The 22947-nt window shown below is 55.0% G+C and carries 27 protein-coding genes; 9 read left to right on the top strand and 18 right to left on the bottom strand.

Annotation, left to right across the window (positions count from 1 at the left end; translation table 11 throughout):
* The first annotated feature begins 30 nt into the window (after nucleotides 1-30).
* Together WCX19_RS00265 and truA are read left to right on the top strand one after the other, a co-directional pair.
* A complete protein-coding gene (locus WCX19_RS00265; RefSeq protein ID WP_373003208.1) occupies nucleotides 31-708 on the top strand; it encodes a CehA/McbA family metallohydrolase in 678 nt (225 codons plus the stop codon).
* Nucleotides 663-1499, top strand: a complete 837-nt coding sequence (gene truA / locus WCX19_RS00260; protein ID WP_373003205.1) for a tRNA pseudouridine(38-40) synthase TruA — start codon at nucleotides 663-665, stop codon at nucleotides 1497-1499. The genes WCX19_RS00265 and truA overlap by 46 nt, the downstream gene beginning before the upstream one ends.
* A 4-nt stretch (nucleotides 1500-1503) precedes the next feature.
* Here the strand turns inward: truA and WCX19_RS00255 are convergent, their stop codons facing one another.
* From WCX19_RS00255 to WCX19_RS00245, 3 genes are all read right to left on the bottom strand, one after another.
* Nucleotides 1504-2730 (bottom strand): NADP-dependent malic enzyme, encoded by a 1227-nt coding sequence (locus WCX19_RS00255; protein ID WP_373003203.1) that lies wholly within the window; start codon nucleotides 2728-2730, stop codon nucleotides 1504-1506.
* Between the two features lie 109 nt (nucleotides 2731-2839).
* Nucleotides 2840-3301: a hypothetical protein gene (locus tag WCX19_RS00250; protein WP_373003200.1), complete on the bottom strand. Its 462-nt coding sequence runs from the start codon at nucleotides 3299-3301 to the stop codon at nucleotides 2840-2842.
* A gap of 244 nt (nucleotides 3302-3545) precedes the next feature.
* Nucleotides 3546-4718: a hypothetical protein gene (locus tag WCX19_RS00245; protein WP_373003197.1), complete on the bottom strand. Its 1173-nt coding sequence runs from the start codon at nucleotides 4716-4718 to the stop codon at nucleotides 3546-3548.
* 434 nt (nucleotides 4719-5152) lie between these two features.
* Here WCX19_RS00245 and WCX19_RS00240 point away from each other — a divergent pair, with 434 nt between their 5' ends.
* Nucleotides 5153-5872, top strand: coding sequence for a hypothetical protein (locus tag WCX19_RS00240; protein WP_373003194.1), 720 nt, complete (start codon nucleotides 5153-5155; stop codon nucleotides 5870-5872).
* A 21-nt stretch (nucleotides 5873-5893) separates the two neighbouring features.
* Complete coding sequence (locus WCX19_RS00235) at nucleotides 5894-6700, top strand: winged helix-turn-helix transcriptional regulator (RefSeq protein WP_373003191.1); 807 nt, start codon at nucleotides 5894-5896, stop codon at nucleotides 6698-6700.
* A 77-nt stretch (nucleotides 6701-6777) separates the two neighbouring features.
* Here WCX19_RS00235 and WCX19_RS00230 read toward each other — a convergent pair whose 3' ends face one another.
* The 6 genes from WCX19_RS00230 to hgcA form a co-directional block, all read right to left on the bottom strand.
* The gene (locus WCX19_RS00230) at nucleotides 6778-7206 is read right to left on the bottom strand and encodes an arsenate reductase ArsC (protein ID WP_373003188.1); all 429 of its coding nucleotides are present in this window, start codon (nucleotides 7204-7206) and stop codon (nucleotides 6778-6780) included.
* A 90-nt stretch (nucleotides 7207-7296) separates the two neighbouring features.
* Entirely contained in the window at nucleotides 7297-8112 is an 816-nt protein-coding gene (locus WCX19_RS00225; protein WP_373003185.1) for a methyltransferase domain-containing protein, read from the bottom strand.
* 49 nt (nucleotides 8113-8161) lie between these two features.
* Nucleotides 8162-8950, bottom strand: coding sequence for a tetrahydromethanopterin S-methyltransferase subunit A (locus WCX19_RS00220; RefSeq protein WP_373003182.1), 789 nt, complete (start codon nucleotides 8948-8950; stop codon nucleotides 8162-8164).
* Nucleotides 8947-10020, bottom strand: coding sequence for an ACR3 family arsenite efflux transporter (gene arsB / locus WCX19_RS00215; RefSeq protein ID WP_373003179.1), 1074 nt, complete (start codon nucleotides 10018-10020; stop codon nucleotides 8947-8949). Before arsB ends, WCX19_RS00220 begins: the two co-directional genes overlap by 4 nt.
* Nucleotides 10013-10378: a mercury methylation ferredoxin HgcB gene (hgcB, locus tag WCX19_RS00210; protein ID WP_373003176.1), complete on the bottom strand. Its 366-nt coding sequence runs from the start codon at nucleotides 10376-10378 to the stop codon at nucleotides 10013-10015. Before hgcB ends, arsB begins: the two co-directional genes overlap by 8 nt.
* Nucleotides 10378-11448, bottom strand: coding sequence for a mercury methylation corrinoid protein HgcA (gene hgcA, locus WCX19_RS00205; protein ID WP_373003173.1), 1071 nt, complete (start codon nucleotides 11446-11448; stop codon nucleotides 10378-10380). Before hgcA ends, hgcB begins: the two co-directional genes overlap by 1 nt.
* Nucleotides 11449-11530: 82 nt before the next feature.
* On the opposite strand from hgcA, the gene WCX19_RS00200 reads away from it, so the two are divergent.
* From WCX19_RS00200 to WCX19_RS00190, 3 genes are all read left to right on the top strand, one after another.
* Nucleotides 11531-11935 carry an ArsR/SmtB family transcription factor gene (locus tag WCX19_RS00200; RefSeq protein ID WP_373003170.1) on the top strand — a complete coding sequence of 135 codons (405 nt, stop codon included), beginning with the start codon at nucleotides 11531-11533 and terminating at the stop codon, nucleotides 11933-11935.
* 71 nt (nucleotides 11936-12006) lie between these two features.
* Nucleotides 12007-12207 carry a hypothetical protein gene (locus WCX19_RS00195; protein WP_373003167.1) on the top strand — a complete coding sequence of 67 codons (201 nt, stop codon included), beginning with the start codon at nucleotides 12007-12009 and terminating at the stop codon, nucleotides 12205-12207.
* Nucleotides 12204-13592 carry a DNA methyltransferase gene (locus tag WCX19_RS00190; RefSeq protein WP_373003164.1) on the top strand — a complete coding sequence of 463 codons (1389 nt, stop codon included), beginning with the start codon at nucleotides 12204-12206 and terminating at the stop codon, nucleotides 13590-13592. The genes WCX19_RS00195 and WCX19_RS00190 overlap by 4 nt, the downstream gene beginning before the upstream one ends.
* On the opposite strand, the gene WCX19_RS00185 is transcribed toward WCX19_RS00190, so the two are convergent.
* The 8 genes from WCX19_RS00185 to WCX19_RS00150 all read right to left on the bottom strand — a co-directional run bounded on the left by WCX19_RS00185 (nucleotide 13587) and on the right by WCX19_RS00150 (nucleotide 20730).
* Nucleotides 13587-14213, bottom strand: coding sequence for an Eco29kI family restriction endonuclease (locus WCX19_RS00185; RefSeq protein WP_373003161.1), 627 nt, complete (start codon nucleotides 14211-14213; stop codon nucleotides 13587-13589). The two genes, WCX19_RS00190 and WCX19_RS00185, sit on opposite strands and share 6 nt — an antisense overlap.
* 392 nt (nucleotides 14214-14605) lie before the next feature.
* Nucleotides 14606-15361 (bottom strand): hypothetical protein, encoded by a 756-nt coding sequence (locus WCX19_RS00180; protein WP_373003158.1) that lies wholly within the window; start codon nucleotides 15359-15361, stop codon nucleotides 14606-14608.
* A gap of 607 nt (nucleotides 15362-15968) precedes the next feature.
* A complete protein-coding gene (locus WCX19_RS00175) occupies nucleotides 15969-16250 on the bottom strand; it encodes a hypothetical protein (protein ID WP_373003156.1) in 282 nt (93 codons plus the stop codon).
* A 3-nt stretch (nucleotides 16251-16253) separates the two neighbouring features.
* Complete coding sequence (locus tag WCX19_RS00170; RefSeq protein WP_373003153.1) at nucleotides 16254-17609, bottom strand: cobyrinate a,c-diamide synthase; 1356 nt, start codon at nucleotides 17607-17609, stop codon at nucleotides 16254-16256.
* 47 nt (nucleotides 17610-17656) lie between these two features.
* Nucleotides 17657-18469, bottom strand: coding sequence for a sugar phosphate isomerase/epimerase family protein (locus WCX19_RS00165; RefSeq protein WP_373003150.1), 813 nt, complete (start codon nucleotides 18467-18469; stop codon nucleotides 17657-17659).
* Between the two features lie 193 nt (nucleotides 18470-18662).
* Entirely contained in the window at nucleotides 18663-19388 is a 726-nt protein-coding gene (locus WCX19_RS00160; RefSeq protein ID WP_373003147.1) for an ABC transporter permease, read from the bottom strand.
* Nucleotides 19385-20341, bottom strand: a complete 957-nt coding sequence (locus WCX19_RS00155; protein ID WP_373003672.1) for an ATP-binding cassette domain-containing protein — start codon at nucleotides 20339-20341, stop codon at nucleotides 19385-19387. Before WCX19_RS00155 ends, WCX19_RS00160 begins: the two co-directional genes overlap by 4 nt.
* A 2-nt stretch (nucleotides 20342-20343) precedes the next feature.
* Nucleotides 20344-20730: a winged helix-turn-helix transcriptional regulator gene (locus WCX19_RS00150; protein ID WP_373003144.1), complete on the bottom strand. Its 387-nt coding sequence runs from the start codon at nucleotides 20728-20730 to the stop codon at nucleotides 20344-20346.
* A gap of 109 nt (nucleotides 20731-20839) precedes the next feature.
* On the opposite strand from WCX19_RS00150, the gene WCX19_RS00145 reads away from it, so the two are divergent.
* Both WCX19_RS00145 and WCX19_RS00140 read left to right on the top strand, forming a co-directional pair.
* A complete protein-coding gene (locus tag WCX19_RS00145) occupies nucleotides 20840-21724 on the top strand; it encodes a cation diffusion facilitator family transporter (protein ID WP_373003140.1) in 885 nt (294 codons plus the stop codon).
* Nucleotides 21725-21962: 238 nt separating this feature from the next.
* Nucleotides 21963-22304, top strand: a complete 342-nt coding sequence (locus WCX19_RS00140; protein WP_373003137.1) for a hypothetical protein — start codon at nucleotides 21963-21965, stop codon at nucleotides 22302-22304.
* A 122-nt stretch (nucleotides 22305-22426) separates the two neighbouring features.
* On the opposite strand, the gene WCX19_RS00135 is transcribed toward WCX19_RS00140, so the two are convergent.
* The gene (locus WCX19_RS00135) at nucleotides 22427-22945 is read right to left on the bottom strand and encodes a DUF333 domain-containing protein (RefSeq protein WP_373003134.1); all 519 of its coding nucleotides are present in this window, start codon (nucleotides 22943-22945) and stop codon (nucleotides 22427-22429) included.
* Between the last annotated feature and the right edge of the window lie 2 nt (nucleotides 22946-22947).

The raw sequence follows: 22947 nt of genomic DNA, 5'->3' as shown, positions 1-22947 counted from the left end.
TACCAGAGAGATAAAAATACTAGTGATCAGATGCTGACCTGCGACCTGCACGTACATACCAATTTTTCCAAAGACGGCGAGAGCAGTGTCGAAGATATTCTCCGGCAGGCAGAGGCGGTGGGATTAGACGCGATCGCGATCACCGACCACGACTGCGTGGACGGGGCAAAGAAAGCGCTCACGATCAAGACGTCCGTGCTCGTGATCCCGGGGATCGAGGTCTCGACCCTCCAGGGGCACCTGCTGGTCCTGGGCGTGACCGAAGTGATTCCCGCAGGACTTGACGTCCGCGAGACGGTCAGGATCGCAAAAACCATGGGCGCACTCGTGATCCTCCCCCACCCGTACCACATGTGGCGTCACGGGGTTGCCCGGAAGATCAAGGCCGCAATTACTATCGTGGACGCGGTCGAGGCATTCAACAGCCGGTACATTGTCGGCTCGGCCAACCGGAAGGCAGGACGGATCGCACAACGGCTGGCGAAGCCCTGTGTCGGGGGAAGCGATGCGCACAACGTGCGCTTCGTGGGATACGGGAGAACGTTTGTCGAAGCAGAGCCGGAGATGCAGGCCATCTTTACGGCCATCCGGGAGGGGCGGGTTTCCTGCGGCGGGAGAAAGACGCCCCTGCGCACCTACACCCGCCAGTCGCTGAACAACACATGGAGAAAACTCAAACGGCTGACCCGGCGGTTCCGCGTCCGGTAAGGCTTGCATTCCGGGTCTCGTATCTCGGCACCCGGTTCTATGGCTCCCAGCAGCAGGAGTCCAGCCGCACGGTCGAAGGTGAGTTTATCGCCGCGTGCCGGCGCCTCGATCTTTTTTCCGACTGGCGGACGGCCGGTTTCTGTTCTGCCGGACGGACCGACCGGGGGGTGCATGCCTGCGGGCAGGTCATCGCATTCTCCACGTCGTACCCGGACCGGGCACGCCGGGCCATCAACCAGCAGCTCCCGCTCGATGTCTGGTGTACGGCAGCGGCTGAAGTCGGGGAGACCTTCCACCCCCGGTTCGATGCCCGGTCGCGCACGTACCGGTACTATTATGCCGGGCCGCCAGAAGATCCGCAGGCAATGGCAGTGGCTGCCCGGGAGTTTTTGGGCGAGCACAACTTCTCGAACCTTGCCCGGGTGGGTGACAAGAACCCGTGGCGGAAGATCCTTGACATCAAGATCGGGACCGAAGGCCGGTTCACGTACCTCGAAGTGAAAGCCGAGAGTTTCCTCTGGCACCAGGTGCGGTGCATGGCGGCGGCGCTCTATTCTGTTGGCAGTGGCGAGCAGGATAAGGACGGGATCCGGTTACTGCTGAGTGAGAGCGTGAGCCGGCCGATCCAGCCGGCGCCGGCGGAAGGGCTTGTGCTCTGGGACACCGACTGCGGACTCTCGTGGGTGCCGATCGAAAAAAGCGACCGCAGCGGCACGTACTGCGCCGAGCTCCGGCGCCACCACGCGCTCATGGAGCAGGTGTGCCGGGTGCTCAGGCCGGATCAGCCGTAGACAATTACGGATTTTTAAATTCCCGGGCACATCCGCTTGCGACGGCCGCCTCGCTCACGGCCCCGGCGACAGCCTTGACCACACCCCGGTTTAAGACCCGGGGCAGGATGCAGTCCTTCCGGGGGCGCTTCACGTAATTTGCGAGGGCGTGGGCAGCCGCGAATTTCATCTCATCGGAGATCCGGGTCGCACACACGTCAAGAGCGCCCCGGAAGATGCCGGGGAAGGCGAGCGCGTAGTTGATCTGGTTCGGGTAATCGCTCCGTGCCGTGCCGACCACGGCCGCCCCGGCGAGGAGTGCGTCTTTTGGCAGGATCTCCGGGATCGGGCTCGCGAGCGCAAAGATGATCGGGTCGTCTGCCATCGTGCGGATCATGGCCGGCGTCACGATCCCCGGCACCGAGACGCCGATGCAGACATCCGCACCTTCCATCGCATCGGCAAGCGTGCCGGTCCGCCCGGTTTTATTCGTCTCGTCCCCGATGATGAACTTGTACTTGTTGGCGTACAGCCCTTCGCGGTCCCGGTGGACAATCCCCTGCGTGTCGCAGACGATGATGTCGTTTACGCTCGGGAAGAGGTCAGGGTCGTAGCCGATGTGCCGGAGCATGCGGGTGATGGCAAAGCCGGCCGCCCCGGCCCCGCAGATGACGACGTTCAAATCCCCGAACTGTTTTTTTGTCACCCGGCAGGCGTTTAAGAGTGCGGCGAGCACGACCACGGCCGTCCCGTGCTGGTCGTCGTGCATCACCGGGATCCCGATACCCTGGAGTGCCTCCTCGATCTCGAAGCACCGGGGGGCCGCGATGTCTTCGAGCGCGATCCCGCCAAAGACCGGCGCGATGTTTTTTATGTCGTCGGCAAGGCCCGGGTGGGATTTCTCAAAACAGATCGGAAAGGCATCGATGCCGGCGAGTTTCTTGAAAAGGAGTGCCTTTCCTTCCATCGCGGGGATCGCGGCGTAGCCCCCGATGTTCCCGAGCGAGAGGACGCGGGAGCCGTCCGAGACGATCGCGATCGTGTTTGCCTTGAGCGTGTATTTCCAGGCCAGTTCCTTGTCTTTTGCGATCTCCCGTGAGACCGCCCCGACCCCGGGGGTATAGGCAAGCGAGAGGTCGTGCCGGTTTTTCAGACGGACTTTTGAATGGACCTCGATCTTGCCGTGATATTTCTCGTGGAACGCGAGCGAGTCCGCGTAGATGTTCTCCCGCTTCTTTTTTGGTCCGGTCATTATTGCCACGTCCCGAATAGTTCAATGGTGGGAGCGGGGCATGATGAATGTTTTGAAAAAAGTATCTTTGCCCATGAATGCAACCGTAATAAAAAAAGTGTGTGCTTCTTCACGGGTAGTGATGTGAAGAAACCCAGGTGCTTGCATTGCAGGTCCGGCTGTCTGCATCGATGACCATGCCGGATCGAATGGAGACGATCTCGCCGCTCATGATGCCGGCGTACAGTTTACCGGTCGGGTCGGGAACATACTGGTCGTTCTCATCAAAGATTTTGGGGCCGGGTGTAACCTCTTTGGGAGGATACCGTTCTCCCCAGTAATAGGGTTGGCTCCAGACTTGTTTGAGTAGTTTGGGATCTACGTTTGCTTTGATCAGATCCAGATTCTCTTGTGTATAGGCAATTTGTTCAAGTTGCCCGATAGTGATGTTCTCTCCCCAGTGTTCATTGAGCCATTTCTGGCCTTCCTCCGTGTACGTGCCGGAGATTTCAAATGCGTTTACGGAAGGTGCGACAACTACCAGCAGGACAAGGAGTCCGGCCAGTACCGGTAGGTTCAGGTAAGGTTTCATTCGTTTTCTTCCCTAGAGCCGATTGGGGGTCAGATCAATCGGCGTTTTTGCGTGTTCATTTCGGGGACCCGTGCAGAGGTTGATGCGTATAGTCCACCGATCTGAACGGGGGAGTATCAGCAGGGCGGTAAATACGTTTTATTCCAAAACTGTCTACACAGCGTGCATCGTATGCATGGGTAAAGTAAGAACAACCGGTCGTGTACTTCAATCACAAAAAATCGGAAAATAAAATGAAGGCCGGTCACTGCCTCTTCTTCATGACGGCATAACCGGCAACACCGGTTGCAAGGGCCGATACGATCGCGACCGGATCCACCGGACTGCCCGGGGGAGTGGTGGCTGCCTGCTTCGCGGTACCCGGGATCTGCGTAGTGCTCTGCACAGGTGTCGTCGGCGTCACAATCGGCAGCGTGCCATTGAGCGTGGTCGCAAAGAATGACATCGGGCTGTACCGGCCCCAGATGACGAGATCCCCTTTCACATCGGTGATAAAGGCGATCTTTGAACCGAATTCGTTGAAAGAACCGGTTTTGATGTTGTAGGTCCGGATCACGCCGGTATCTGTTGTATTGTAATCTACAGAGGGTTGTTTCAGGTATACAACCATATCCCCGGAAATAAACGGGCTGTCGGGAGCTCCGATCGATTCGATCGCTGTCGTTTTGCCGGTCGAAAGGCTGGTCAGCTGGATGGTATCCCCTACAGATATAAGATCGGGATGCCCTGTTGAGGTATCGGGATCGTTTGTGGCGATGTCCCAGACAACCCTATCGCCGGAGATATCACCGTATCCCCATGTTTTTATTGATTTGCTCTCCGGGATAATGTAATCGGTTCCCTTGGAGATCGTGTACACATGGATCTCTCGCCCGGGTTCCTTATCGACCCGTTCGCACCCCCACATGATCCGGTCGCCGTCAATGGCAAGGCCATGGATCCAGTCGCGGGAGGTGAAGAGGGTCGTAACCGAACCTGTGGACTTCGTATAGAGAATGAGTTTCCTGTCGCTTACGCCTCCCCTCATCACGACACGGTCCCCGTAGGCAACAATTTTTGTAACCTGTTGCTGCGGGCCATCGGTTACGTAGATAAGCCGTTTTTCCCCTGTAGTAAGATTATATTCATAAACGGTTTCATTCCGGAAATATCCCGGTTCTGCCGGGTCATAGAGTGAGTAGTAGAGGGAGCCCTCGGACAGTGTGAGGGCATCGTACTGTCGCTGGTCGTTTGTGACAGAAACACTTTTGTAAAAGGATCCATCTGTGTTATACAACTTCAGATCTGTGGAACCGCTCGCTGCTGTTGCAATGAGGTGTCCGTCCGTGACAACAAACCCCGGATACATCACCGATCCGCTGGTGGGGATCTTTATATCCGTTGATGCGGCACTGACGGGAGTCAGGATGGAAACCATAAGGAGTATAAAAACCATTACAATCAAAAAGTGCGATTCATTCATTTCATTCAACGATAAATTCATGGTGTTTCACTTCCATTCCTGCCGGTCAGGGCTTCCGCCCGGTCGGCAGACTTTGTTGTCCGGGTCTGTGAAGCATCCCGGATCATGATCCCCGGGATTTCCCGACCTGAACGGATAACCCTCATCATCTCATTAAATACGTTTTATTCCAAAACCGTCTACACATCGCGCATCATTTTTTTGGTGAGCCTGCATGAAAGGAACGGGATAACGGAACCCCGATAAACCGGATCACTGGAATTTCCCGGCACGTGCGATGAAAAAAGTGATACGTAGACGATTTTGGAACAATCTTTTTATAAAGATATACTAAATGGAGGATTGTCTGTAGTGATCCCGGGGATAACCGGCAAATGGATCGTGGCCCGATGAAAAAGCATCATGTTACCTGCGGTGTGTTCATTCTTGCAGCATTCTTAATAACCACAGCCATGGCGTTTGAGATATCCGGGACGTACACGGAGGAAGGCCAGAAATGGCTCAACGATCACTGGGGCGAGAATATCACCATCGGGCAGGTTGAACAAATTGCCTATACACAAGAGAATCTGGATCTGATCAAAGCAAACGTCGATCCAAAACTGCTCGAACACATCTGGAGCCAGCCCTACTACTGGGGCAGCCGGACTCCCTGGGGGACGGATGACTATCCTGAATGCCCTCACGGTGCCAATGTCTGGGACGAAACCGACCGACCGGTAAATATCAGGAACCTGAATGTATCGCAGAAACTGGACATGGGTCTGGAAAATGCAGTTACGGATAAAAGCGGGTGCAGGATCGTCGGGTACATGGATCAATCCGTAACGCAGGGAGAGATGAAATCCTTCCACCGGGTGATGCCCAAAGATCTCGACCGGTTCACGTACGATCTGTACTGGCAGGACCAGAACAGCTCCATGAAACTGACAATCTTTGCACCCGACGGGAAGATGGGGCCGTACTACGATGAGAGCGACGGTCGGAAAAACGGCAGGATCTATGTCCAGATCTCCCGGCTGAATGGTATCTCAGCCGGAGACTGGTATGCGGTGGTCGAAGGAGAGCACGTTAAAGGGACGCAGCAGTTCATGCTGCTCGCGGTGTGATTGATGGAGAGGAGACCGTAAATGAGAAAATTGTATGGATCCAGTATCGTCCTGCTGGTGTTCCTGCTGATTATAACAGAAGGCGTGGGAGCTGTCGAAACCGGTGGCTATGTTGTCCAGCCGGCCTACGGACTCTACCCGGAGTACAGCGAGCTCTATTTCACACCGCATTCAGCGGACACGGTGCTCCTCAACGATCCGGCCCCGACGCCGATCAGCCTTGCCGATCTGCCGCCCGGCGTGCTTCTCCTTCTTGGGATCGCGGCGCTGACCCCGTGCGTCATCTGCCTTGGCAAGTACCTGTCGGCCACACAATTCACTCTTGTCGGCGGTTTCAGGCGCGTGACAAAGAAAAATATCTTAACAACCCGGTCGCGCGAGACGATCTTCCAGTACGTCAGGGAACACCCGGGCGCGCACCTGCACGACATAAAAGAAGCAACCGGTTTCACGTACAAGAATCTTATTTACCATATCAGAGTCCTGATGAATTTTGGGGCGGTCACTTCAGTTGAATGCAAAAAATCGGAGGGATATTTTGAAAATTCCGGTAAATTCACAAGGGATGAGCAGGCTATAATGCTCCACCTTAAACAACCCCGTGAGAGAAAGATCCTGGAGATTATCGATCAGCACCCGGGAATCTCCAGAAAAGAGATTGGCCTGCTTGCGGGGATCTCCGGTCCTTCGGTGAGCTGGCATATGGCAGGCCTGTTGAACGACCGGATCATCGAACAACGGCGGGAAGGAACTATTACCCGGCATTATATCCCAGATGCGATGCGGAACCTCTACGAGGCACGGATTACAGGGGCTGCTGCGAACTAGAAAATCTCACGGTTCCTAACAATTTTCTCTCTTCTTCCAATACCCGTTTTTGTGCCAGTCTGAACTACAGTCCGGTTTTATCCCGGCATCCCCATCCCGAATGTCATATCGATCCACGAGCAGATCGCGTCCCTGACCCGCCGGTACCCGTCAAGGATCTCCTCATCGGTGCCCGGGGTGAGGTGAGGGTCAGGAAATCCGTGGTGGATTGTTTTTTTCGCGGACGGGACGACCGGGCAGACCGCACGGGCGTTGTCGCAGAGCGTGACCGCGAGATCGAGCGTGACGCCGTCAAATGTTGCGAGCGACTTTGGCTGGTGACCGGAGATATCGATCCCGACCTCCTTCATTGCCTCGATCGCACGGGTGCTCACCCTCCCGGCGGGGCGGAAGCCGGCCGAGAACGCCTCGTATTTGTCGCCATACTTTGCCCGCAGGTAGCCCTCCGCCATCTGGGAGCGGGCCGCGTTTGCGGTGCAGACAAAAAGGATGCGGGGCCTGTTCATGTTCCTCACTCTCAAAATGGACTGCCGCCCTTAAACAGTTTCTCCCGGGAACTGGGGAGTAAAAAAGGACTGCCGAACGGTAATCCCGGCTCATTCCCGCTTTGTGCCGGTCACCAGGTAGAAGGTCAGCGAGGAAAAGAACCGCCCGGCTGCACCGGCCTGTGCCTGCTCTCCTGCCCAGAATTCTGCCTCGCGGGAATCAAGGACACCGGCCTCGACCGCCAGCGTGAGGGTCGTCTCAAGATCAAAGACCCTCCTCGCCAGCGCGAGGTCGGTGATGACAAGACAACGGGGTGTGACAGTGACCCCTTCGAGCCCTGCATCCGAGAACGCCGCAGGAAGCGTACGGCCCGCCCATCCGTTCGGGATATGGTCGCACCAGAAGTTGAGGATCTTCCGGGCAACCTCGCGTTTCCCGGGCCAGAGAACAAACGTCTCCCAGTCGGGCTCGAACACAACAATCTTTCCGGAGGGCCGGGTCACCCGGGCCATCTCCTTTAAGACCGCAAAGATATCGCTGGTATGCTGGAGCACCCGGTCTGTCCGGACCGCATCAAACGATCCGTCCGCAAAGGCAAGGTGGGATGCATCCGAGAGTACGTAGCCGGGGCGGGGACTTTTCGGGCTGTTTTTTTCCTGCGCTGATGCAAGCATGGTGCGGCTGACATCAATCCCTATCACCCTGCCTCCCGGCCCGGCGATGCCTGCTAGTGCTGTTGCATCGACACCGTTCCCGCAGCCGATCTCAAGGACCGCGGAACCCGGGCGGATCCCCAGTGCCTCGTAACTGCGGCGCTTGCAGTCCTTAAAAAACGGCATCGAATGGATGAGGTCGAGGTAGGTCACAAAGGAGCCGGAGTCCCCGGCAGCATCAACACCGGCAAATCCTGAGGCAAATGAGTCCATGGTATTCACGACGAATTATTTTGACTGCAACTGTTGTCGTTTTGGCATTTCAAAATTTGGAGAGCCCCTGTTTTTTCCGTAACTGTTCGATCCTCAGAAGAGCCTTCTGTTTTGCTACCCGCTCGCTGTCATCGCCGGGTTCAGCCCAGGGCTGCGTGACATTCCAGGTGAGTTTACCGCTGAAAGGCGGTTCCGGGAATGCACCCGGATCAGAGAGTTTCTGCCCCCGGAATTCTACCGGGTTTTCCTGGATGCAGGACCAGACTGCTTTTTTTAAGACGGTCTCTTCCTGGAACTGGCAGTCTACGAGAGTGACCTGGCTGCGGAAACGGTCGATGTACTCCTGCGGGACATTGTACAGCGTCGGGCTTAAGGCATCGGTACCAACGATGCGTTTCTTTTTGTCAACGCCGTTTTTCATGAAAGCCTTAATCGCAGCACCGGTATGGTGCCCGTCAGATTCCGGTCCTCCAAGGATAAGATACCGGATGTTTGTGTCCGCAACAATGTTGCAGATGATCTTTTCAATCCCAATGTTTGCGGTCTGGACGGTGCCGGAGATCGCCGCCCCGGACTCCACACCTGCTCGGACCAGCTGGACGATCCACGGTGGAATATTCTCCGCTTCCGTGTTCAGGATGATCGCAACTGCCACCGGTGAGAAATCATTTCCCCTCAGATACCTGCCTTCTTCCGGGGGATAGTCCGGATGCGGTTGTACTTTAAGCATGGAATCCCCCGAAGGTCCGGTCAGTCCTGTGCATGATTTCGTCCCGTACCTGACGGAACCGGGCGGGGTTGTGGGCACAGAGAAAAAGGACGCTCTCTTTTTTGTCATGGTGCGTTACCTGTGCAGGTATCATCCCGGCCGTTGTACCAGCGGTTCTTCAGCCACAACGCCACGTTGACAAGCCCGATCATCACCGGCACTTCAACGAGCGGGCCGATCACCGTTGCAAATGCGACAAGAGACCCGATCCCGAATACCCCGATGGCGACCGCAATCGCGAGCTCGAAGTTGTTGGACGCTGCGGTAAACGAGAGCGTCGTGGATTTTTTGTAATCCACGCCCATGCGGTGCGCCATCCAGAAACTCACCATGAACATAATGATAAAGTAGCAGACAAGCGGGATTGCCACGCGGACAACGTCGAAGGGGACGCTCACGATGTATTCGCCTTTGAGCGCGAACATGACGATGATCGTAAAGAGCAGGGCGACAAGCGTGATCGGCGAAATTTTCGGGATGAACGTCTGCTCGTACCATGCCTTTGATTTTACCCGGAGCAGTGCGAAGCGGGTAGAGATCCCGGCGATAAACGGGATGCCGAGGTAGATGAACACGCTCACCGCGATCTCTGCCATGGTCACATTTACCACGGTGCCGGAAGCGACGCCGAGAATCTGCGGAAGGAGCGTGACAAAGAAGTACGCGTAGACCGCGTAGAAGAAGACCTGGAAGATCGAGTTCAGGCCCACAATTGCCGCACAGTACTCGCAGTCGCCGCCGGCGAGATCGTTCCAGACGATCACCATCGCGATGCACCGGGCGATCCCGACAAGGATGAGGCCGTACATCAGGAGCGGCTGGTCGCGCAAGAAGATCACGGCGAGCGCGAACATGAGCACCGGCCCGACGATCCAGTTCTGCACGAGCGAGAGGCCGAGGACTTTTGTGTCCCGGAACACGTTCCTTAATTCCTCGTACCGGACTTTTGCGAGCGGCGGGTACATCATGAGGATGAGTCCTAGGGCTATCGGGATCGAGGTCGTTCCTACCGAGAGGCCGGTGATCAGGACCGGTACTGCGGGCAGGAAGTACCCGAGTGCAATCCCCACGGCCATCGCAAGGAAGATCCAGAGTGTCAGGTAGGAATCAAGAAAGGAGAGGTGTTTAATTTCAGCCATCGTCATCCCGGCCCTTTCCTTTCCCTTCGCAGGAGCAGTGCTCTTCTTCGTGCGACTCCCCGCCGCAGCACGAGCCGGACTCTCCCCCGCAGCTGCACTCTGTATCCATATCCTTTCCCCGGAGCGCAGCCCCGATCATCGCCCATGCGCACCCGACACCGCTCTGGACTTCGATGGCCTGCACCGGGCAGTTCTTCGCGCACGCTCCGCATTCCATGCAGGCCCGGGGGCTTACGAGCTCCGCATGATCTTTTCCTTCGGCAAAGACCCGGTGCGGGCAGACCTGCGTGCAGCGCCGGCAGTTGATGCATTTTTCCGGGAAATACCGGAGCGAGTTTACCGTGTACGCGTCAAACATCAGGCCACCCCTGTGAGCCGGAGGACGCCAAGCGTGATCCCGAGGATTGTCCCGGCGCCGGCCATGAGTACCATCACTGGAACGTACCGGAAGATCTCTTTTTTCACGCCCGTGCGGGATGTGAACGTGGTCGAGCCGGTGAAGTTGAGGGCGAGGTACGCGACAACGGCCGGGATGATGAGGAACGGGACGAGCACCGCGATGACCTGTGCGATGCCGGAGAAGCCGGGTGCCCGGACAAACGTCACCGCGAACGGGATCGCGACAAGGGCTCCGAGGATGAAGCCTTTCATGGAGAAATCCTGCGTCGGGATATATGGGAGGAGCGCCGGGAAGAGCACGGTCCCTGCGAGCACGGCGGCAATCGCAGCGAGCCCCGCGACCGGGCCGGCAAGGAAGTACAGCACGACTGTCACGGCAATCATGGGCAGGAGCGTGTGCACCAGTTCCATGGGGCAGAGGACGAGCCGGTCGGCAAGCGGGAACCGGACGGTACGCATCTCTGGTGTTGCCGTGTGGGTGGCGAGGTATGCCGGGAGATCCCGGGCCCGGACCGGGCCGTACTCGACCGAGAAGCCGGAGTAACGGGCAACCTCATGGGCCGAAACCCCAGGTGCGCCGAGCTGGGGGAGGATGATTTTGCGGTGCGCAACAACTTCGGAAAGCCCGGTCACCGCAATACGCCGGATCAGTTCCCCGGTGCCGAACGTGCCTTTCCCGGCAGCGCACCAGACATTGATGCCCTTTGTATCCAGCACGAGGATCCATGCGTCCCTGCCGGCAAGCGCCGACCGGAGCGCGTCGAAACTGAGCGTATAGTTTGCGGAGGCAAAGACCGGTGAATCCTTGTCCGGGTTGCCGAGCCGGTACAGGCCCGGCGGAACGATCCGGCCCATCCGGTTGACGCCCCACCGGGCAAGGAAGTGGCCCCACCGGTCTTTTCCGGTGATTGCGGATGTGGTGGTGCGGATCGCCGGCGCTGGTGCCGGGCCGTTATTCCCGGAGCAGCAGCATGGCGCAGCCGGTTTTTGTGCGGTGTTCCCGCAGCAGGATTTCTCTGGTTGTTCCATGTCAGGCACTTCATTTCAAATTTTATTGAAACATTATCCGCGGGTCAATGGTATATATGTTGGCATTTCATAATAATTTGAAATGAAATCTTCCGGAAGATCCTGCTGCGGTACGGGAAAACCCCTCAATAAGAAACGGGCAGCCACATCCGATATCGGCTTTGAAGCGATCGAGCGCCTCGGCGGTGAGGAGGTGCTCTCGCGGGCGGTTCCGGGTGAAGACGAACTGGCCGCGATGAGCCGGCGGTACCATGCCCTCTCCGACCCGTTGCGGCTCACGATCCTTTTCCTTCTCCGGGACCAGCCGCTCTGCGTCTGCGTTATCAACCGGTTCATGCACATTTCTGATTCAAAACTTTCCTACCATCTCACGGTTTTAAAAGAGAGCGGGCTTATCGAAGGCGAGTGCAGGGGGAACTGGATCTTCTACAGCATCACCGATCATGGGAACAAGGCGCTGAAGTACACGGAACGCATGGGAAAATGATGTGAGCAAATCAATAAGTTTATTTCTTATTGTCTTCCAAATGTGTTTCACATGTGTTTGCGGAGACACAAATGAATGACAAAAAACGAGTCCAAGTTGTATTTACTCCGGGGCAGTGGGAGTTAATTTCACAATTGAGAGGAGAATTTGGCGAGGGTGATGCAGATATTGTCAGGAATATTGTATTAGCCTGGCTCGCAGAGAAATCCCTTATCTCAACAACCGTCAAACAACGCATGGGAAATAATGGGAATAATGAGGAAAAATTATGAAATCTATCCCAAATCAGAACCAATCATTAGACCGTTTTATTGGTGATACGATTTCGGAAAAGATCACTCCCTCGATAAATGGAAACAATCATTCAAGTTTTTCTGATCCTGCTTTCGCCAGTAATAAGACACAACCAATTCATCGCTGGGTTCCATGGATTGCAGGTTTTTCGAAAGAATTTGTCAATGACTCCATTAACAGGTACATCGATGGCACCGGTACAATATTAGATCCTTTTGCAGGGGTCGGAACTACTCTCGTTGAATCACACATAACGGGAAACGACTCGATTGGGTTTGAGATTAATCCCTATGCATTCTTCTCTTGCAAAACAAAAATCAACAGTCTCCAGATCGATGAAGGAAAGTTCAATGATGAGATTGAAAAGTTTTCATCGTTTTATCTGAAAAATCTAAATTCAAAATATCAGGTCCGCAGCAAAGTGCCGCAGGGATTTAAGACAAAAATTGATTTCTATAGCCCGAAGGTTCTTCACAAAGTCCTGATTTTAATGGACTTTGTCGAGACCATTGAAGACCAGAATATCGCGGATTTGTTTAAACTGGCTTTTACCTCGACTATGGTGAAATATTCAAATTATTCATATGAGCCAAGTTTAGGTACCCGCAGAGGTTCAGGTAAAGCGGATATCGAAGATTATGATGTCCGAGCAGTTACCGTACAAAAACTTATGGAATTTTTAAAGGATATCGCATGGATTAAGAAAACCGTCTCCAACCAGAGAGTTCCAACGTCGAGGATAATTAATGACTCATTTTTTAATTATAAAGATCATCTCTCAAAGAAAACTGTTGATCTAATCATTACATCACCGCCTTATCTGAACAATTACCACTACAACAGGAATACACGGCCCCAAATATTCTGGCTCGGATTCGCACATGGTCCGGCTGATCTGAAACCACTTGAAGAATCAAATTTCGGGAATTTTTGGCAGACCGTGAGAGGCAAAGAGAAAATAGACCTCATCTTTGATGTCCCCGATATCGATTTGGTTGAAAAAGTTGAACTGATTAGGAAAATTAACCCCGAGAAAGGAGTTTACGGGGGAAGTGGCTGGGCAAATTACGCTGTGTCGTATTTCAATGACTGCTATAAATTTTCGAAGGGAATTGAATATACCTTGAAAAAAGGTGGGACTGCTCTTGTCGTAATAGGGAACAGCATATTACAGGGTGTAACGATTCCGACTGACGAGTATTTTGCAAAAATCGCAGAAACCGTCGGCCTCGAAATTGTTGAAATTCATATCCCACGATCCAAAAGAATCGGTAATAGCATTATCCAGTCAAACGTCAGGGTGTCAAAACCGACAAAAGGGCACCAGCTGTACGAGGCTATTGTTGAATTGAAAAAATCATAGATTTTTAGTATAGTCTGAAATTTTTTCCTTGATCTCTTCGAGATTCAATTCCTCTCCCGTCAGTTTATCGGCAAAATATCTGCCCGTATGAAGAGTGTCCCATTCAGATCTGCTTTGTCCATACCTTCCGGATCCTGGGTGATGGATGCCGAATCCTGATACGCACGAATTCCAGAGTGGCGCATACTGACGAATCAAAGCGGATTCGAGCGGAACGATCAAATCCACCTCATTATCTCTGAGAATCGCAAATCGGCACTTGAAATCTTTAATGTCCAAATTTGAAGCGCATCCGATACTTTTCGTATGCTCTTCCAATCTTTTGAACAGAGTTTGCTCAACCGATGTTTTCGTTCTCGCGGTCCTGGATCCTTTTGGTACTGCTTTCCCGACGTAAATAGGAAAATACTTTTTCACGGATTTCGCTTTTTTATTGATATTTGCGATCGGCCGATACTCTTTGAAAGTACCAAAATAATACAAGGCATAGACTCCGGCATCACTGAAATGTTCAGTGAGGGGCAAATCGATCATCTGTCTTGTTGTGAAAAAATCAATCGCTTCTTGAATAACGCTTGTTTCCAAAATATTGGGGAGGATGTAATCCTTATAATCAAGCATAATATTCTTAGAATATCTTGTTCTTAATTAGGTTTTCATGATTGTTTTTAGTACCCTATTGGTTTTGTTCATAGTGGGATACCAACTAATCCAGATGGAGATTACCGGTCATCGTGATCACATGCCCGTCCGTCGGATGCACACCAAATCTGTCGGGTGGTTGCGGATAATAAGGCGCAATAAAACCGGGGTCGGGAACTATCCTTGCTGTTTTTTTGTTGCCCGGTGATATTCGGCCAGCACCGCGGCAGCGTACTCGTCCGCGATAGCCGGTGGGATGTAATTGTTCTCCCGGATCCGGCGCATGAGTTCTGCACATAATCCCGTTCAATCGTTGACGTGGGCACGCCCAACTCACGGGCCCGTTCCTTGATCTCGCGTTCGGGAATCATTTAAAGGGACTCCGGCAGGACGATATCGTGATTGATGACGAGCCGCCATTTCGGATCGTTCGTTCCCTTCGCTGGCATCGTCGGGTCGAGCAGCAGGTATTTTTTTGACGGGGGGAGCGGGAGATTGACCGGGATATCCATCCTCTCGCACAGGTACCCGAGCCTGCGGATCACGGCGAAATTGTCAATTTTAAGCGCATAGTTTCTGAGCTGGTTGTAATCAAGTGACCCGGTTTTTAACGCCTTGGCTGTTTCGATGATCCCCCCGGCATAATGAGGCTTGTCCAGGCAGTCGATGATAGTCTTCTCCCTGTCCGTGATGCTGATGGGCGTTTCTTCGATCCATTCCTTACGGACGCCGAAAAACTTCTCTTCCTTTACCCGCACTATCTGGTAATTCACGCCAAAGATCTCCCTATGGCTCTTCTTCTTGCGTGCCGGGGTCTGGACAAAGACCGTGCCGGGGATCTGCTCGGTGAGCCCGTAGTGGTGCAGGGCGCTCCAGTACGATATGGCAAAGGGCTCGACAAGATAGGAGGCGATAACAAATTCGTGGAGTGTGTATTTCCCCTTCTCGCTTCCGAGCGGGATGATCAGATATTTGCCTTTCTCAATCCGCTCGATGAACCCTTTCTCCTCCATGCGGGAGAGGATGACCGAGAGGATCTCTTTTTTGATATGGGTTTTCTGGTATACCTGGGCAAATGAAAATACCGGGTTCTCCTTTGCCATGGCCTTCAGGATCTCGATTGTCATAACCCGCTCCTTCTCCCAAATTCCTCATTAGGTACACCAACCTTAACGTTTATGTTAATTTTGGTGTACGGGAGGGGGATTCTGGCAGGGCAGGACTGTTAACTTCGCAGCGGATCTGGTGAGATCCTCTTGTGAGACAATCCTGCCTTATCCCCCATTATCCTCACGTCTCACAATAAACCTCATCAGGCAACGGCAGGTTTTTTTTAAGGCGGCTCCCCCCTCTTTTTACCTCACCTCCGTCGGAGAAAACGAGCCTCATATTCGCGTTCCGGTGGCCTTTTTCCAGGCCGGATGACCTGGAATACGTGGCAAAAACCGGGGCTGTAGAAAGGCCATTAATGGCCGTTTGGCGAGGGGCAAACCTGCCGTATTTTGGCAAAACAAGCAAGAATATGGTGTATTCTCCACAGGAACTGAAAAGAGCGGATTATCGGAGTTTTTTTGGTAGGGGCCGACATGCCGGGAACGGAAACGGAGCCCGTATAGGGCTTATTTTCATCCCTTCGAGAATACCCCCCATAAAGGAGGGCGATTTATCCTCACGTGTATATGCTCCCTGTATCTCCTGCATATTTTTGAGGAAACTGGGCAGTGAAACGGGTATTTATTCGTGAGAAAAGGATTCCTGTTTTTTTGTTGCCCGGTGGTACTCGGCCAGCAGCGCCGCAGCGTACTCATCCGCAATGGCCGGCGGGATGTAATTGTTCTCCCGGATCCGGCGCATGAGTTCTGCACTGATCTCCGCATCACCGACAAGCCCCCGGGCCTGAACCGCTGCAAAGGCCGCATCGAGGCCGGTGATTCCGACCGTTTTTCCCGCGACCGTGAGCTGCCGGGTGCCAAAGAGAGCGTCGGCCACACAGGGACAAAGCGTGTTGTTGTCCATCGTTTACTGCCGTCCTGTCGATCTCTTGTACGCCGCCGCAGCCGCTACGAATTTTTTGCAGAACGCGTCGGTGAAATACGCGTGAGTGTATGCCCCGATGGTGGAATATTCAGTCATCCCGTCATTGCCATCCCCTATGCCGGTGCCATGTCCGAGCCGTATCGCAAAGCGTGCCTCCGGATCGCACTCGACCTTCGAGTAATGGAACTCGTGGCCCCGGATCGCTACCGTGCCGGTCCAGAGACCGGGCCGGCTCCCGAACGCGCCATTCACGTACCCGAGAGCCGCCAGTTTTTTTGTCATGACGGCCCGGCCGGGGAGGACACCGGCCATTGTGTATTCCTTTCCCTCGGTTTCAAGCGATCCGCAGAGGTACATGAGCCCGCCGCACTCGCCATAGATCGGCATGCCCGCCGCTGCCTGTTCGCGGATGAACTGCCGGCACCGTGAGTGTTCGAGCGCTTCTGCGTGCAGCTCGGGATACCCGCCGCCGATATAGATTGCATCCACATCCGGCTTCGTATCTGCCATCGGTGAAAAGAACCGGAGTTCTGCCCCGGCCCGGGCGAGCCGGTCGAGGTTGTCCTGGTAGTAGAAGCAGAACGCAGCGTCGCGTGCGACCCCGATCACCGGCCGGTGCCGGGCCGCAGGTTTGTTTTTTGCGGGACTCGCCGGGACACTGAGCGGCGGGGCGGCCCTGGCGATCCCGAGGATCCGGTCGATGTCGCACGTTTCGGCGAGCACCCGGCCATAGGTCTGCATCGCCGGCGACTCGGACGCCATCACGAGGCCGAGGTGCCGGCTCTTTACCTCGCTCTCCAGCTGCCGGGGCACCCAGCCGAGCGCCGGGACAAATTCCTCTTCGGCAATCATCTGCCGGTGCCGGTCGCTCCCGATTTTGTTGTAGATGATGCCGGCGATCTTCACCCGGGGGTCGAAGTCCCGGAATCCCTTCACTACCGCATGGATGCTGCGCGAGACCGCATGCACGTCCACGACAAGGAGAACTGGCGCCTTGAGGATCCGGGCCACGTGTGCGGCGCTTGCGGTATCGGAACCTTCCCGCCCGTCAAAGAGGCCCATTGCCCCCTCGATCACCGCAATATCCGCGCCGGCAGATGCATCGGCAAACGTCCGACGGATCCCGGCCTCACCCATCATGCAGAAATCGAGGTTTCGTGACGGCCGGCCGCAGATGAGCGTGTGGTGCGAGGGGTCGATAAAATCCGGGCCGGTCTTGAACGGCTGCACAATTAAGCCCCGGGCCACGAGTGCCGCCATCAGGCCGCTCGCGATCGTAGTCTTACCGCAGCCGCTGTGCGTGCCCGCGATCAGGATCCGGGGGATCTCTGCCTGCATGATCATCTCGTTTACTTCTTTATGGGTATAATCTGTCGTTTGCAGACTTATCCAGGAGACCGTTCCCTTTGGTTTTCAAGCGAGGAAAGGTATGCTACACTCTTCTCGTACGCTTCGATATTGGAGCACTCGATGACCCGGGACGCGGATGCCGGCAGGAGCGGGAGGAGTGTAGCAAAATCGATCGTGCCGGTCCCGCACGCGGCATGGTCGTCGTTTTTCCCGCAGTTGTCGTGGAGGTGCACGTGGCAGGGCCGGCTGGTGTGTGCGAACTCCTCAAGGGCATGGTTGATGCTTGCATGGCCGACATCGAGTACGAACCCGATATCCCGGCGTTCGAGTTCCGGCAGGAAGTCGGGCTGCCGGAAGTGGAGGCACTCCCACGCGCCCATGTTCTCTATCCCGATCCGCACATCGTGCTCCTGCTGGATCGCACAGATGGCGTCAAGCGAGAGGAGCAGTGCGTCGTATGAGAGCGCCTGCATGTTCGCCCACGGAAAGTAGCCCGGATGTACCACGAGCGTTGAAGCGTGGATGCTGTCACAGATCCCACAGAGATCCTCGATGACAGCAAGGCCAGCCATGCGGATGCAGTCGTTCGTGCTCGCGATGTTGAGATCGGATATCGGGGCATGGACAGAGTACTGCGCGTCAACGGACTGGCAGGCCTCATGGTACCGGAAGAGATCGTGGAACCCCTCCGAGATGATCTCGATCCGGTCGGTTTTTTCCCGGACTAGCGCGAGCCCATCAGAGAGGGGCCTGTCAAGACAGCAGAGTGTGGAGCAACCGTAGCGCGATGTCGTCATAGGAGTATGATCGATAGCATATTCGCTGTTGTCAGGCTTGAGTGTTTTCAAAAAAAACCCGCATGAAGTCAAAGATTTCGCACCAAAGCAATGAAAATTTTGCACTCCAAACTCGAATTTCCATTTGCCTGCTCTATCGACTGAAGTTTTCAAAATTTTCATGACAAATATTGATGAGAATGGAGCAGCTCCCGGTGGGTCCAACTTCATTCGCCCAGGTTGGGGCTGGCAACGGCAATCTGTGTTACACCGTCACCCGCCGGAACATCTGCATGCAGATTACGATCACGACCCCGCCAAAAACGATGAGCAGCCCGATCTGCATGAACGGGAGAACCCCGGTCTCTGCTGCACGGACCGCATCGATCGCGTAGCTCAACGGATTGAGATGAGCGATCGTCCGCAGCCATGCCGGCATCACATCATAGGGCATCAGTGCGCTTGAGGTGAAGAAGAGCGGCATGACAATCATCGTGTTGAACGCCGCGTACGAGTCATGGTCGCTGAGGTAGAGTGCAATCGTCGTCGCGCACGCTGACATTAAAAATCCGAAGAGCAGGAGGATCAGGTAGATCATCCCGTACTGGGCCGGTGAGAGGATGGTCGCGCCGATGAGAACAGCGATGACAAGGATGATCGTTGCCTGGATCGCGCCCCGGATCGTAATAAAGAGGATCTTCCCGAGAAGGATGCTCTCCCGGGGCGAGGGGAGGGCGAGAAATTTGTTTAAGAAGCCAAGAATTTTGTCAAACATCAGAAGCGTCCCGCCGTTGAGCGAGGACGAGAGCATGGTCATCACCAGAATGCCCGGCACGATGAAGTCCAGGTAGTTCCCGGTAAACGTGACCGGCAGGGCAAGGCCGACAAAGATCAGCCAGGCTGCCGGCATGACAAGCATGGACACGACCGAGACCGGGCTCCGTGACCACTTGATCATGTCCCTTGTTATATATTCCCGGATACCCTTCATTTCCGCCTCCGTAACATTGTCCTGAACTGCTGGAAATCAAAATGCCCGGGCTCCTCGGCCGTCCCCACCGCATGGAGGAAGACATCGTCAAGCGTCGGCTCCCGCATGGAAAGGGACGTGACCTTAACCCCCTGCGCTTCCAGCGCCCGGGTGAGAAGGGGCATCGCCTCCCGCCCGTTGTCCGCGGCAAACGTGATCTCGTCATCCAGCCGGCCGACAAGGTGGACGCCGGGAATATCTACCGGACCCGGGGTGCCGGAGACCCTGACCGTAATCACATCTTTTTCCAGCTGTGCCTTTAACGCGGCCGGCGTATCGAGCGCCGCAATCGCGCCACGGCTGATGATCCCGACCCGGTCGCAGAACTGGTCGGCCTCGTCCATGTAGTGCGTGGTGACAAAGATCGTCATGCCGTTCTTCCGCAGCATTCTGATGTGCTCCCAGATCTTTTTTCTTGCCGCCACATCGAGCCCGATGGTGGGTTCGTCCAGGAAGAGGACTTCGGGCTCATGCACGAGCGCCTGCGCGAGTTCGAGCCGCCGTCGCATCCCGCCCGAGTACGTCCGGATCAGGTCGTCGGCCCTATCAGACAGTTCCATGATCGCGAGCACTTCGTCGGTCTTATCTTTCGGGTTTTTTATCCCGTAGAGCCGGGCAAAGAGGAGGACATTCTCCCGCCCGGTCAGCTTGATGTCGACGGCCATATCCTGCGGTACGTAACTTATGCTTTTTCGTACGGCCTCTCCCTCCCGCACGACATCGTGCCCGCAGATAGCAGCGCTCCCCTCGGTCGGCCGGAGCAGGGTCGTGAGCATGAGAACCGATGTCGTCTTCCCGGAGCCATTCGGCCCAAGGAGCGCGAAGATCTCGTTATTCACCGAGAGCGTCAGATGGTCCACTGCGCAGAGTTTGTCGTAATATTTTGTCAGGCCGACGGTCTCGATTGCGTTCACCATCATCCCTTCCTGGAACCGGTGTTCCGCATCCGGATCGGACAGCCGGGAAGATCCTCTGCCCCTCGTTTTGAGACCCAGACAAGGAGCGGGATTAAGTGCCCCCGCAGTTCCCGGCCGTCACCGGTCAGCGAGTACTGCGTTGTGGGTGGCGAGGTCGGCAGGCATTTCCGGTCCACAAGCCCGATCCGCTCCAGGTTTTTCAAGGTGTCCGAGAGCGACTTCGGGCTGATGTCGTCGAGTTCGTTCTTTAATTCATTGAAGCCTTTCGATCCTTCGTTCCCGAGAATCGCGATGATCAAAAGCGCCCATTTTTTGGCGATGACATCGAGCAGCCCGAAAAGCGGGCAGAAACAGATCTCATTCTCCGGCTCTTGTGGTTTCTTCATGGATACTACCTGTCCCTGCCGTAACGTTCCGGCTTATTACCTATAAAATTGATACTACCTGCAAACAGGATACTCTTTAGTCCGGCCGCCCTGCTGGAGTGAAAATACCATGGACGATCACGATCACGCACACAAAAAACCGCTGAAACTTGCCATCGTTCTTACGGCAATAATATTTGTTGCCGAAGTGATCGGCGGCCTGCTCTCCGGATCCCTTTCCCTTCTGGGCGATTCCGCCCACATGCTCCAGGATGTCGTCGCGCTCATGCTCTCGCTGGGCGCCATGATCATTGCCGAACGGCTGCCGACACCCACAAAGACCTTCGGCTACCACCGGGTCGAGATCGCGGCTGCCGTTGTAAACGGCCTGCTCCTGATCGGGGTCAGCGGTATCATCATCTGGGAAGCGATCGACCGGTTTTCCCATCCCAATCCGGTCAACAGCACAATGATGCTCGTAGTTGCGGTCATCGGGCTTGCTGCCAACATCGCGTCTGCATACTTCCTGCATGGTAGCCACGATCTCAATGTTAAGAGTGCGTTCCTGCACGTCATTGGCGACACCCTCTCCTCGGTGGCCGTGATCGCGGCCGGGGTCTGGATCGCTTTTACCGGCCAGACGTTTGTCGATCCGCTGCTCGGTCTCATCATCGCGGTCGTGATCCTCGTCTCTTCCATATCGATCTTACACGACGCGTTCCGGATCCTCCTCCAGTTCGCGCCAAAGGATATTGCGGTCGGGGATGTGATCGCGGCGATGGAATCCGTGCCCGGAGTATCCGGTGTCCACAACGTCCACTTCTGGACGCTTTGCTCGAACATCAACGTGCTCGACGCCCACGTGTACTGCTGCGAGACCGATCCCGATACCCTTGAACAGATCAAGGCGGAGCTCAAGCACCGGCTCGAACCGTTCAGGATCGGGCATTCGACACTGGAGTTTGAGTGCCGGGAATGCGAGGACTGCCGGGTGCTCCGGGAACTGCATGACTGATACGGGAATCTCTCTCTTTTATGAAAATATTAAAGTTTTTACACAATTAGTGCTATAAAAATAAAAATACTTATTAACTGGGCCGGCCCATGTTCCCTGTGGAGATGTCCCCCGACTAAGAACGGAGATCTCCTTACCCTTCGACAAGGTATCGCCCCGGGCTTGGTGCTGTTTGTCCGTTATAAAAAACCGGGATCATTGGGGAATGATCCCGGAAAACAGCAGGCAGGTAATGAAAATGAAACAGACATTGTATGATGGCAGCCGTAAGACGACCGTCAATACGCGGTATGACGAGTGTCTTTATCTTGCAGCTCGGCCGGTCTCTGACGCATCTGAGGCAAAGGTAACCGGAAAAGATCTCTACATGCATGTATCAGCCGATCCGGATAAGAGGATCACGTACTATCTCCATCTCTGGTCCAACAGCAGGACCGTCAAAGAAAAGATTATCCCGCTGCCGGCCTCAATGGCAGACCGGTTTTTAAAGAGCAGGGGTCTTCTCTGCAATCTCTTCCCGAAAAACGATCCCGTTGCCCAGCTCTACTCATGGGGATACGGGATCGCAGAAGAGTTCTGATTTTTTTATTGCACACCTCTTTTTTTGTGCGGTTATTCCATGTATGCCCGCAGAAAATTCCGGAATTGCGGGATGAATCCTGTGACGATGAATGCCCGATAAAAAAAAGAATTTGATCCCGCTTATGCGGTTACGTTTGCCGCCTTGCAGCCCTCACCACGGAAGAGCGCCCATTCCTCACAGGTGGTGCCGTTCGTAAAGGTGCACATGCCGTACTGGCCGGCCGCGCTGTCCTTGATATCGACTTTACCGCCGATGTTCACGCAGTTGACGGATGCAGGGTTTGCCATGCCGGTCTGATTTGCCGGAGCGCCGGTTGGTGCCACACTTACTTCAGCGCCGGCCTTGCAGCCTTCGCCGCGGAAGAGCGCCCATTCCTCACAGGTCGTACCGTTTGTAAAGGTACACATGCCGTACTGGCTGCCGTCAGAGTTAGTCTTGATCTCGGTTGTCCCGCCGATGTTGCCGCAGTTGACCGAGGCCGGGTTTGCCATACCGGCCTGTCCCGCTGGCGATACCTGTGCGGCGGGAGTTGTGGTTGTTACCGATGCCTGCGTGGACGACTGGGTACAACCGGCGACGATAAGGCCGGCGCCGAGACAGAGACCCAGGATAAGGAATACAAAAACTTTTGAAACCATGA

Source organism: Methanoregula sp., assembly GCF_041663825.1.
Classification (GTDB): Archaea; Halobacteriota; Methanomicrobia; order Methanomicrobiales; family Methanospirillaceae; genus Methanoregula.
The sequence above is the reverse complement of the archived record's forward strand: the minus strand, read 5'-3'. Positions and strand labels throughout refer to the sequence as shown.